Source organism: Gelidibacter japonicus (assembly GCF_010725055.1).
In the GTDB taxonomy this organism is placed as follows: Bacteria; Bacteroidota; Bacteroidia; order Flavobacteriales; family Flavobacteriaceae; genus Gelidibacter; species Gelidibacter japonicus.
The window spans coordinates 37642-50036 of record NZ_BJKB01000023.1; the positions used below are offsets into that span (position 1 = coordinate 37642).

At 40.0% G+C, this 12395-nt stretch carries 12 protein-coding genes; 9 read left to right on the forward strand and 3 right to left on the reverse strand.

Annotation, left to right across the window (positions count from 1 at the left end; translation table 11 throughout):
- Positions 1-109: 109 nt before the first annotated feature.
- The 6 genes from tal (at position 110) to pgi (ending at position 7248) form a co-directional block, all read left to right on the forward strand.
- Positions 110-1201, forward strand: a complete 1092-nt coding sequence (tal, locus tag G6N06_RS17855) for a transaldolase (RefSeq protein ID WP_163518066.1) — start codon at positions 110-112, stop codon at positions 1199-1201.
- A 4-nt stretch (positions 1202-1205) separates the two neighbouring features.
- On the forward strand, positions 1206-1826 hold the full coding sequence (locus G6N06_RS17860; protein WP_163518067.1) for an HAD family hydrolase: 621 nt from the start codon (positions 1206-1208) through the stop codon (positions 1824-1826).
- 2 nt (positions 1827-1828) lie between these two features.
- A complete protein-coding gene (gene gnd / locus G6N06_RS17865; RefSeq protein ID WP_205334793.1) occupies positions 1829-3250 on the forward strand; it encodes an NADP-dependent phosphogluconate dehydrogenase in 1422 nt (473 codons plus the stop codon).
- Between the two features lie 20 nt (positions 3251-3270).
- Entirely contained in the window at positions 3271-4794 is a 1524-nt protein-coding gene (gene zwf / locus G6N06_RS17870; RefSeq protein ID WP_163518068.1) for a glucose-6-phosphate dehydrogenase, read from the forward strand.
- Positions 4795-4796: 2 nt separating this feature from the next.
- Positions 4797-5519 (forward strand): 6-phosphogluconolactonase, encoded by a 723-nt coding sequence (pgl, locus tag G6N06_RS17875; protein ID WP_163518069.1) that lies wholly within the window; start codon positions 4797-4799, stop codon positions 5517-5519.
- A gap of 76 nt (positions 5520-5595) precedes the next feature.
- Positions 5596-7248, forward strand: a complete 1653-nt coding sequence (gene pgi / locus G6N06_RS17880) for a glucose-6-phosphate isomerase (protein ID WP_163518070.1) — start codon at positions 5596-5598, stop codon at positions 7246-7248.
- 21 nt (positions 7249-7269) lie between these two features.
- On the opposite strand, the gene G6N06_RS17885 is transcribed toward pgi, so the two are convergent.
- Genes G6N06_RS17885 through manA form a run of 3 tightly spaced genes read right to left on the reverse strand, consistent with a single transcriptional unit; the run spans position 7270 to position 10114 of the window.
- Positions 7270-8355: a glycoside hydrolase family 130 protein gene (locus tag G6N06_RS17885; RefSeq protein ID WP_163518071.1), complete on the reverse strand. Its 1086-nt coding sequence runs from the start codon at positions 8353-8355 to the stop codon at positions 7270-7272.
- Between the two features lie 2 nt (positions 8356-8357).
- Positions 8358-9119 (reverse strand): HAD-IIB family hydrolase, encoded by a 762-nt coding sequence (locus tag G6N06_RS17890; protein WP_163518072.1) that lies wholly within the window; start codon positions 9117-9119, stop codon positions 8358-8360.
- The gene (gene manA, locus G6N06_RS17895; protein WP_163518073.1) at positions 9116-10114 is read right to left on the reverse strand and encodes a mannose-6-phosphate isomerase, class I; all 999 of its coding nucleotides are present in this window, start codon (positions 10112-10114) and stop codon (positions 9116-9118) included. The genes G6N06_RS17890 and manA overlap by 4 nt, the downstream gene beginning before the upstream one ends.
- A 507-nt stretch (positions 10115-10621) precedes the next feature.
- On the opposite strand from manA, the gene G6N06_RS17900 reads away from it, so the two are divergent.
- The 3 genes from G6N06_RS17900 (at position 10622) to G6N06_RS17910 (ending at position 12327) form a co-directional block, all read left to right on the forward strand.
- Positions 10622-11182, forward strand: coding sequence for a helix-turn-helix domain-containing protein (locus tag G6N06_RS17900; RefSeq protein WP_205334794.1), 561 nt, complete (start codon positions 10622-10624; stop codon positions 11180-11182).
- A 312-nt stretch (positions 11183-11494) separates the two neighbouring features.
- Entirely contained in the window at positions 11495-11755 is a 261-nt protein-coding gene (locus tag G6N06_RS17905; RefSeq protein WP_236027407.1) for a cupin domain-containing protein, read from the forward strand.
- 23 nt (positions 11756-11778) lie between these two features.
- Positions 11779-12327: a PIG-L deacetylase family protein gene (locus G6N06_RS17910; RefSeq protein ID WP_163518075.1), complete on the forward strand. Its 549-nt coding sequence runs from the start codon at positions 11779-11781 to the stop codon at positions 12325-12327.
- Positions 12328-12395 lie beyond the last annotated feature (68 nt).

The following is a 12395-nucleotide window of genomic DNA, read 5'->3' on the forward strand; positions in this document are numbered from 1 at the left end:
CCCTTTAGGGAGGGGCAAACAAAAAATCGGCCTGTATTTTCAGTTTTTCATTCTTATGACTAAAAACGGATAAACAATATATAATAACAATAATAAATATTTCCACAATATGAACCCTTTAAATAAAATACAACAACACGGTCAGAGCATCTGGCTTGACTTACTTGATCGCAACATCATGGACTCCGGTAAATTACAAAGTCTAATTGATGACGACGATTTGCGCGGATTGACCTCAAACCCTTCCATTTTTGAAAAAGCGATTAGCGGAAGCGCTGACTATGATGATGACATTGCCAAGCTCTCAAAAAATGAAGATAACAATTCTGCCATTTTCTTCGATATGGCCATTGCCGATATTCAAAGAGCAGCAGATATTTTTAAACCCGTGTTCGATAAAACGGAAGGAAAAGATGGCTTCGTAAGTTTAGAAGTATCTCCTTATCTCGCTCTGGATACCGACGGCACCATTGAACAGGCTCGTGAGCTATGGAAAAAGGTGAATCGGAAAAACGTCATGATAAAGATTCCGGGGACAAAACAAGGTCTGCCTGCCATCCGAGAATGTTTGCGGGAAGGAATCAACATTAATGTGACCCTTCTTTTTGGGCTTCCACGCTATCGGGAAATCACCGAAGCTTTTATGGGCGGACTTGAAGATCGACTCAAAGAAGGCCACTCCATAAAGGACGTCGCTTCCGTAGCAAGTTTCTTTCTGAGCCGAATTGATGTCATGGTCGATCCGATGTTGAAGGAAAAAAACGCCAATCATCTGGTTGGAGAAATCGCTATCGCATCTGCAAAAAAAGCCTATCAAATCTATCTCGACATGATTGCGAGCGATCGTTATAAAAAACTTGCCGCAAAAGGCGCACAAACCCAACGCGTGCTTTGGGCAAGTACCAGTGCCAAAGACCCTTCGTTCAGTGACGTCAAATATGTAGAGCCATTAATTGGAAAAGATACCATTAACACCCTACCCATGGAAACCATAGATGCTTTTCGCGATCATGGCAAGGTAGCCGATACTATATCCAAAGACATCGATACTTCAAATAAGGCGTTGGATGACTTAAAGAATTTAGGCATTGATATCGATACGATTACCCAAAGGTTAGAAAACGAAGGCATAGAAAAATTCAACAAGGCCTACGAACAATTACTCAAAAGTATTGCCGATCAAAAACGTAAAAAAAGCTAAAGCAATGGTCGATTTTGAGGGCTCGAAAATAAGAGTGGTTTTTATGGATATCGGTGGCGTATTGCTAACCAATGGTTGGGGACATGAATCGCGTCAAAAAGCAGCAAAAGTCTTTGGATTTGATTATGAGGAGATGGACATCCTGCACCATTTCATTTACAATGTGTTTGAGATTGGGAGCATCTCTTTAGATGAATATCTCGATACGGTACTCTTTAACCAATCGCGCGATTTCACGAAGGATGATTTCAAACAATTCATGTACGAACAATCCGTAGAACTTCCAGAAATGTTATCTTGGGTGAAATCATGGAAAAAGCAAACGTCATTGCCCATTTTCGCGCTAAATAATGAGAGTATGGAACTCAATGATTATCGTATAGAAAAATTCAAGCTTCACGACGTCTTTAATGGCTTTTTTTCATCCTGCTATCTTGGATTTCGAAAACCAGATCCTCGTATTTATCAAACAGCTTTGGAAATCACTCGGTTAAATCCAAAGGAATGCCTTTACTTTGATGATCGGCCCATGTTGGTCGACGCGGCAAAAAAACAAAGCATCCATGCTATTCTTCATGAGGATTTTAAAAACACAAAACAGATTCTTGAAAATTTAAAAACATGATAATGAACACAGAACATAAAAACGCATTCGGAATGATTGGACTCGGTACCATGGGTTCCAATCTTTTACAAAACATTGCCGATCACGGTTATAAATGCGCAGGTTACGATATCAGCGCTGATAAAGTAGCAGCACTCAATAAATTAAACCCTGAGGCCATTCAAGGTTTTACGGATATGAACGATTTTATCGATAGTCTGTCTTCGCCAAAAGTTGTCATGCTGCTCGTTCCTGCAGGTAAAATTGTTGATGGTGTTATTGAAGAACTGCTTGAGGTTCTTGAAAAAGGGGACATCATCATCGATGGTGGCAATTCACATTTCATCGATACCGATCGCCGGTTTAAGGATTTGGAGAAACAAGGCTATCATTTTATCGGAATGGGCGTATCGGGCGGTGAAGAAGGTGCACGTCGAGGCCCGAGTATGATGCCTGGAGGGGATCAAAAAGCTTATGAAATTGTAAAACCCATTCTCACAAAGATTGCTGCGCAGGTAAAAGGCGATCCCACCGTTGCCTATATGGGAGAACGATCAGCAGGACATTTTGTAAAAATGGTGCACAACGGCATCGAATATGCCATCATGCAGTTGATATCCGAAACCTATGAAGTTTTAAAAAACGGCTTGCATATGAAGCCTGAGGCCATACACAGCATTTTTAAAAAATGGAACGAAGGCCAATTACAATCTTACCTTATAGAAATTACCCGAGATATTCTTGCTTACAAAAAGAAAGGTTCAGACCATCTGTTACTCGATGATATCAAAGATGAAGCAAAATCAAAAGGTACGGGTAAATGGACCTCACAGGCCGCGATGGACCTCAATCTTCCCATCCCCATAATTGATATTGCCGTGTCGATGCGCGATCTTTCTAAGTACAAGGATTTGCGAACCAAAGCCTCTAAAATATATCCGGATTCTGAAGATTTCCAATATGACAACAAAAATGATAATCATGTCACCAAACTTGAACAAGCTTTTTATTTCGCAATGGTTTCTGCCTACGCCCAGGGAATGCATCTCCTCTACCGTGCCAATGAGGAATATGATTACAAGCTCAATCTCGATTTGATTGCAAAAATATGGCGTGGCGGCTGCATTATCCGATCAGAATTTTTAGAAGATATTTATACAGCCTATCAAAAGAATTTAAAATTGAAGCATTTGTTTTTAGACAATGCCATTCATCAAAATCTCGTTGAAAGCATTCCAGGAATTCGAACTGTCGTTTCAGAGGCTGCCCGCAACGGGATTGCCGTACCAGCATTCGCTGCTGCTTTAGGCTATTTTGATAATTTCAGAAGTGAAGACATGCCCGCCAATCTCATTCAGGCACAACGTGATTATTTCGGATCGCACACCTATGAACTCAAAGGAAAAGAAGGCACTTTTCATACCGAATGGGAAGCGGGTAATTAATAAATCTTAAATATAAAAACATGGCAAAGACAGCAAATAAGAAGGCAGATTCTACAATTTTCATCATTTTTGGTGGTACTGGGGATTTGACCAAACGGAAAATAATGCCTGCGCTTTACAATCTTTTTCTTGATGGTTGGTTGCCCGAAAATTTTGCGATCGTAGGTAGTTCGTCAACCAAATTGAGTGACGACTCCTATAAAAGCGAACTCTTATCGGCCGTGAATCAATTTTCCCGAAACGGCAAAGCCAAAAAAGAAGATTGGGATAAATTTTCAACGCATATTAGTTTTTTGACTGCCGATCTCAACGATCATTCAACCTTCAAACCATTCGGGACCATTATTGAAAAATATAAAAAAGAATGGGAACAGACACCTTCCATAATTTACTACTGTGCAGTGGCACCTCATTTTTTCTGTACTATTGCTGAGAATATTGCCAAAAGCAAACTCGAAAATGATCCTGAAACAACACGTATTATCATAGAAAAACCTTTTGGAAACAATCTTGAATCGGCGAAAGATCTGAACAAGAGATTGCTCGGTATTTTTGATGAGACTCAGATTTACCGTATAGATCATTATTTGGGCAAGGAAGTCGTCCAAAATATCATGGCCTTCCGTTTTGCAAATTCGATTATGGAACCGCTTTGGAATCGAAACCACGTGGAACACGTTCAAATTTCGGTCACAGAACAGCTTGGCGTTGGCAGTCGCGGTAATTATTTTGACCGTGCAGGTGTGTTGCGGGATATGATCCAAAACCACCTGATGCAATTGCTTTGTATTATTGCCATGGAACCACCTATAAATTTTGATGCCGATGAAGTGCGTGATCGAAAAGTGGATGTGCTTAAAGCCATGCGCAGAATTGAACCTAGAAAAATTGAATCCATCTCAGCCCGCGGTCAATACAGTTCGGGATGGATAGAAGGAAAAGAGGTACTGGGTTATCGTCAGGAGAAAAATGTAGATCCAGAATCCAATACCGATACCTATGCCGCTCTAAAACTTTATGTCGATAACTGGCGCTGGCAAGGCGTTCCTTTTTATTTGCGAACAGGCAAACGTCTCTTTAAAAAATCATCCATCATTACCATCCAATTTAAGGAAATCCCACATAATATCTTTGTTTCTGAAACCTCTGGGGTACCCAAACAAAACCGTTTGGTCATCAGTATCCAACCCGATATGTCCATTCGTTTCCAGCTTCAAAACAAAAAACCAGGCCTTGAAATGACTTTAAATACGGTGGATATTGCTTTTGACTATTCTGGAAACAAAACATCCGATTCGCCAGAAGCTTATGAGACCCTCCTACTCGACGCCATTACTGGGGATCAAACTTTGTTTATGCGTGCCGACCAAGTAGAAGCTGCCTGGGAACTCATTATGCCAATCCTCAATTATTGGGAAAAGAATACCGATTCGAGCTTCCCTAACTATTCCGCAGATTCATGGGGGCCCGAAAATGCCGAAGCCCTGATTGCCAAAGATGGCTACCATTGGTTTAACCTTCCAGAAAAAAATAAAAAAGACTAATTATGAATATCAAAATTTACGACAACGATAATGATTTAATAAAGGCCTTAGCACAGGCCGTTTGCGATGCTGCTATCGAAGCCATTTCTGCCCGTGGACAATTTAACTTTGTGTTGTCGGGAGGAAGTTCGCCTCGAAAACTGTATAAGTTATTAGCCTCAGACCCATTTAAAAAGCAAATCGATTGGGAGAAAACCTATTTCTTCTTTGGTGATGAACGCTTCGTTCCAAAAGGCGATTCCCAAAGAAATTCGCTCATGGCAAAAAAGGCTCTGTTTGACCCCCTAAAAATTCCGAAATCCCATATTTTCAAAGTGGATACTACTGGATCCCCTGAACAGGCCGCTAAAAAGTATGCGGAATCTATAGCGGCACATTTTCAAAAAACACCGGTCGTATTCGATTTTCTGCTTTTAGGAATTGGCGATAATGCGCACACCGCATCACTATTTCCACATACGGATGTATTGGACGCAACCGAGGCCACTATTACATCGGTTTTTGTAAAAGAAGTCAATATGTATCGGATTACGATGACCGCACCGCTTATCAATCAAGCAAAACATATTGCCTTTTTGGTTTTTGGAAAAGATAAATCAGAGGCCGTGTTTCGGGTTTTGGAAGATAAAACAGGATCGGCAGCGGAATATCCAGCGCGTTTGATCAATTCAGATGACAATAAAGTCGTTTGGTATTTGGATACGGCCGCGGCTTCACGGTTGTAAACAGACCTAACAGGTTTTGGAAACCTGTTAGGTCTGAGCTATAAAACGAATCAGTACTTATTTAAAATATCAGATTATGTTTCCAAAAATAAATCCCACCAAAACTACCGCATGGAAAGCATTGGTTGCACACCAAAAAGAAATGAATGAGGTCCAAATGAAAGACCTTTTCAAACAAAACCCAAAACGATTTGAAAAGATGTCCCTCTATTTTGGCGACATTCTTTTTGACTATTCCAAAAACATCATCAGCGAAAAAACGTTTGTAAAGCTCTTACAACTGGCAGATGAATGCAAGGTAAAAGAAGCACGGGAAGCCATGTTTGCCGGCGAAAAAATCAACCAAACTGAAGATCGGGCGGTCATGCACACCGCGTTAAGAAGCTTCTCGGACCAACCGATGACGATTGATGGCGAAGACATTATACCAGAAATTAGAGAGACCCGGGAGAAAATGAAAGCGTTTTGCAAGAAAATCCACAATGGCGAATGGAAAGGTTATAGTGGTAAAAAAATCAAGAACATTGTCAACATTGGCATTGGAGGAAGTGATCTGGGTCCGGTTATGGTCACCGAGGCACTGAAACCCTATTGGATAGAAGGCATCAAAGCGCATTTCGTTTCAAATGTTGATGGCACTCAAATTGTGGAAACACTGAAACACCTGAATCCTGAAGAAACGCTTTTCACCATAGCTTCTAAAACCTTTACCACCCAAGAAACCATGACCAATGCGCACACGGCGCGGGATTGGTTTTTGAAATCTGCCAAGGATGAAAAATTAGTAGCCAAGCATTTTGTAGCATTGTCTACAAATAAAAAAGGCGTCAAAGCCTTTGGAATTGCTCCCGAAAACATGTTCGTGTTTTGGGATTGGGTAGGCGGACGTTACAGTCTTTGGAGCAGTATCGGACTTTCGATTGCGCTCACCATCGGTTATGACAATTTTGAACAATTGCTCAAAGGAGCCGAATCCACCGATCTTCATTTTAAAACCGCCGATTTTAAAGAAAATATTCCCGTGATTATGGCACTTGTCGGAATATGGTACACCAATTTCTTTGGCTCTGAAACGGAAGCCATTTTACCTTACGATCAATACATGCACCGTTTTCCAGCCTATTTCCAACAGGGGAATATGGAAAGCAATGGCAAACATACCGACAGAAACGGTAGCGATGTCACCTATAGTACTGGACCCGTAGTTTGGGGCGAACCAGGAACCAATGGCCAGCACGCCTTTTACCAATTGATCCATCAGGGCACGCATATCATTCCTTGTGATTTTATTGCGCCTGCCATTAGCCACAATCCAATTGGAAAACACCACCCTATCTTGGTTTCAAATTTTTTCGCTCAGACGGAAGCGCTAATGAATGGAAAAAATGCCGAAACAGTAGCCGCTGAACTGAAAGACGACAACATGGATGAGGCTCAAAAGAAAAAACTGATTCCCTTTAAAGTTTTTAAGGGAAATAAACCTACCAATTCCTTCTTGCTCAAAGAGATCACGCCGTTTTCTTTAGGTGCGCTCATCGCACTTTATGAACATAAAATATTTGTACAGGGCGTCATCTGGAATATTTTCAGCTTTGATCAATGGGGTGTGGAACTTGGGAAACAATTGGCTAAAAAAGTATTGCCAGAACTGGAAAATGACAAAAAAATCGAATCACATGATGCGTCCACCAATGGATTGATCAATGCCTATAAGCATTGGCGAAAATAGATGAAGTCAATTTCAGTTTTATTATTTCCTTGTTGTCGGTAAATCATCTGGAATAAACATTTTGGCGACGCCTATTCTATTATCAGCCATGCCGTAGTACACATCAATGCGATTGGGTTGGCCAATATCATCTCGACGATCGGTTCCGGTCGGAAATACCACATTGCCAACAGTTCCAATTCTTTCGTCAGGCAGATCGGGAATCAAAATCGGTTCTGGTGATCGGTATAGGATTTTTTGAGGTTTCTTTTCAGAGAGAATCATGGCACCCGTAGAGTAATAAAATGCGGGCTGATCTTTAGTGCAATCTTCATGTTTTTGGACTCCATGATATACAAGTAACCACCCATGTTTTGTCAAAATGGGCGGAGCACCAGCGCCTATTTTTAGATTTTCCCAAGGGTATTCGGGATGCGCCAAACAATGATGCGAGGTGAATCTTGCATTTTCCAATGAAGTATCCTTTCCTTTTTTCAGGTTGAAATAGGAAATCCAAATACTTTCTCGGGGTTGATCACTTTTGTGGATATCATCGTTTTGTACAATTTCCTCTGGTCGCGTATTAGGAAAAAGGGGGCGATTCAACATGGCCAAAGACATGTGCTGATGCGGACTCGGGAGATCAGTTGAAAAAAAGCTCGCATCCTTATTATCAATGCCGTTAAAATCAACATCCTCATAAGGCGTAAAACATACGAGTCCCAAACGTTCCCATGTAAAAAGATCTTTTGATCTGGCCATGGCAATACGCGGTCCTTTTGGTCCATACGCCGTATAAGTCATGATATAATGTTCAACGCATTCTACATAGGCAATTCTTGGGTCTTCACAGCCGCCACCGCCATTTGGACGTTTTTCATAATCCATTTCGGGCTCTAATGCAATACCCAGACGCTCTACACCTACCGGATCTCCATCATCATTAAAGTTCACTTTGGCAATCCCAATTCTCGAATAGTTATTCTTGGCCACCAAACGCGGAAAGATATAAAGTTCGCCATCCGGACCACGGGTTACGGCGGGATTAAGCACACCTTCTACTTCAAACGCATTTCCTTTTTCGGGTTCCATCAGCGTACAAATTCGGTGTAATTTAAAGGGCATCATAACTATTTACTTTTTTTTGGATCTTTTGTGCACATGATAATGGTCTGGATGATGCTTTTGGTTTCTTCAGCATCTCTCACTTGGATGCAATCCACACCTGTTTTTCGTGCTGGATAATCATTGCCTCCCTCAAATAGAGCATCTCCAATAAATAGCATTTCAGGAATTCCAAAACCCAAGATTTCCTCGAGTTTATGTATCCCATAGGCCTTATCAATTCCGGGTTTTACAATATCTATTGAAGTCGTTCCCCCCATGCCAATGGAAAATCCCTTTAAAGGTTTTTTAAGAAGATCAACTACCTTTTTACGTTTTACAAAATCAGGATCCCAGCCCTTCTTTTCTTCGAGCGGGGCTTGTTGACCAAGTGCTGAAAAAGTGATCTGACTGCCGCGATCTTCGATTTGTGCTCCCCAGGTTTTATTTATGTCCAAATCGGAGGCTTCGAGTGCTGTATGTAAGCTGTCCAATATGTGCTTTCTTTCCTGATCAGTGAAGTTTTCAGCATAGAGTTTTTTCCAATCCTCTTTGTATTGGTAAAACTTGGTGCCGCAAGTAGGTAAAATGGCCAACTTCTTCAGCAAGGTGCTTTTGGGAAGATGGTCCAATACCTGCTTCTCAAATTGCGGCCAGTCGCCACCAGAGATAATAGCCACATGAGCGACATTGAGTAAACTTTTAAAAAGTTCGGACATTTCTTGGTCTATTGGCGATTTGCTTTTGGCCAATGTACCGTCCAAATCAAAAATAATTAAGTTTTTCATGACTTATCGTTCTTTTGGGGAATTGCTATTTGTAGTACCGTGATCTCCGAATTGGGATGAAGCTCAAGTTGCCCCACAATAGCTGGCAACAACATCACTTCTCCTTTTGAAATTGAGTAGTCTTTATTTTCATAGCGCATTGTTCCTTTGCCGTTGATACAGACCAAAATAACTGGCTCATCTTTAAAACCTACATCAACTTGTGTATCACTCTCAATGCGCCATAATTTAAAGTGTTCATTGTCAAAAAGCAGCTCTGCGTTTTTAACCTCTGTGCTTTTCACAGGAATAATTGGTCCAATTTCCACCTGGTTATAATCAATACAAGCCATCGCTTTCTCTACCTGAAGTTCCCGTGATTTTCCTGTTTTGGGATCTTTTCTATCCCAATCGTAAAGTCGAAATGTCACATCGCTGTTTTCCTGTACTTCAAAAACTACGGCACCACCCAAGGTGTGCACAGTTCCAGAATGAATAAAAACGGCATCATCAATTTTAGGGATGAACCTGTGCAGTTTCTCAGAAACTGAGTTCGTTTTAATAGCTTCCATCAGATTCTTTTTAGTGGTTCCTTTTTTCAAACCTGAGTAAATAATGCTATCGTCTGCTGTTTCCAAAACGACCCAAGCTTCCGTTTTTCCGGTATCGCCTTCAGGAATATAGGCCGTTTGGTCATCGGAAGGATGCACCTGCACCGACAAGACCTCATGACAATCCAGAAATTTCAACAAGAGTGGAAAACGTTTGAAGTGCGCATTATTTTCGCCCATTAGTTCTACAGGGCATTTTTGCATCAATTCCGTAATGGTTTTTCCTTTTAACGGTCCATCTACAACTTTGCTCGCATGATCTTTTCGATCACTCAATAGCCACGCTTCACCCACAGGTTCATCCTTAGGAAGTGGCTTTGACAGTAAATGGGCCAATCGTCTCCCACCCCATAATCGGTATTGGTAGATTGGTTCAAATTTTAATGGATAGAGTTTATCGTTCATAATATGATATTTTAAAAATTAGTGTACCGAAAGGTTTCAAGTATGTTTCTTCATCATTTATTCGAGAGACCAGCGGATTGGTAGGATCAGGGAACTATTTGAACATTAAAATCCAACGGACTTCGCAGTTAGGTTTTGGATGTCACTATCGCTAGTATAAAGATGCGAATGAATCATCACTTTTATGCTACATAAATGTTATGAATCATTACATATTTCACAGATTCAATAGGTTCAATAGTCAAGACTATTTGAAGTGTTGCTGGTCATATCAATTGTGTGGGGACAGTGTTAACACTTAATCCGATAAAGCCATTAAGTTGTATATTAATTTTGTAATTTTATTGTAACAAATACTGATTTTCCTTTAGGCCCAACCCTTAAGTCACTTGTTATTAGAGTCTTAATTGAACAGTTTTGAACTTTATTGACTAAAACTAAAATTTTCAATCCCATTGATTGGCTCATTGATTAACAAGGAAACAATTATATAAAAGAAAGACATTCATGTTCTTATACGTCAAATACATGGTGAGTTTACGTTGTAAAATGGTCGTCCAACAAGAACTCGAAAAAATTGGAATGCACTGTTTAAGAGTAGACCTTGGAACCATTGAAATCAAGGAGAACATTACCAATTCCAAGCGAAAAGAACTCGCTAAAAATTTGAAAAGATATGGCCTTGAACTTCTTGACGATAAACGAAATATTCTGATTGAAAAAATCAAGGCAGTAATTATCGAAATGATCCATTATTCGAAGGATATGCCTAAGGTAAATTACTCTGATTATATCAGTGAAAAACTAGGCTATGATTACACCTATTTGGCCAATACGTTTTCTGAAGTTAAGGGAATCACCATCCAACAGTATATCATCAATCACAAAATTGAACGTGTCAAAGAGTTATTGCTCTATGAAGACATGAATTTGACCGAAATATCCTATCAATTGCATTATAGCAGCGTAGCACATCTTTCCAATCAGTTTAAAAAAGTTACAGGCCTGGCACCCTCCTATTTTAAATCGCTTAAAAATAAAAAGCTTAAAAACTTAGAGGATCTTTAATTGTTGGGACATTAATTAACATTGTTTTCTTAATTCCATCGCACAAAAACATCCTAAAGTCTGTCTTTCACTTAAATACTTATTTTATATTCCTTCTTATAAATGTGGGAATCTTACAATTCTTCCGTTGTCCGATATAACACCTCATCAATAAAAATTAACGAATTTTAATTGGCTATTTACAGGATAGAGAACCATCACTAATTCAAACATTTATCACTCAATTCACCTAAGATGGATACTGCTGATTTTGAGAAATCGAAAATTTTCACTGTTGTAGACTTGGATCACTATGTTCCAAACGGAATAGTTATGAAAACCATTCTAAAAAGACCAACCGGCAATGTGAGTGCCGTATTTATTGACCGTGGAGAACAAATCACCGAAAAGCTATCGCGGTTTGATCACTTTATTCAAATCATAGAAGGTCAAGCCGAAGTTCAGATTGATGACAACTTATTTAGTCTTATTTCGGGTGAGTCTATTATTATTCCGGCACATTCCAAAAACACCATTAAAGCCAATGAACGTTTCAAGATGATATCTACCATTATCAAAAGTGGTTATGAATAACCTGATCCAGAAAATTGAAACGTATGGAACCCAATAAAAATAAGGCGGTAATTGTAGCGCATCCCGATGATGAAACGCTGTGGTGTGGTGGTGAGATCTTAATGCATCCAAACGACCATTGGTTTGTGGCAAGTTTATGCAGAAAAAATGATCCAGACAGAGCTCCCAAATTCAAAAAAATACTTGATAATTATGGTGCAGATGGTGTGATGGGCGATTTGGATGATGGCCCCGAACAGATTCCTTTAGCATCACATTTAGTAGAAGAGACGATTTTAGATTTGCTACCACAAAAAAATTATGACCTTATCATCACCCATAGTCCTTTCGGAGAATACACGAGACATTTACGACATGAGGAAGTTGGCAGAGCAGTCATCAACCTGTGGCATGAACAAAAAATAAACACAAATGAACTTTGGCTTTTTGCCTACGAAGACGGCAACAAAGCTTACTATCCACGGGCTATTGAAAGTGCTGATTTTTGCAAAAAACTGCCACTCCTTATATGGTTGGATAGGACGGATAAAGTGAGCCACTCGCAGCGGATGAAAGTGAGCATAGCAAAGTAAGTGCTCAAAATCGATTCATCTGTGGTTAAATTTAGTGATTATTTTTTAGTTTTTTACGCATGGATTCT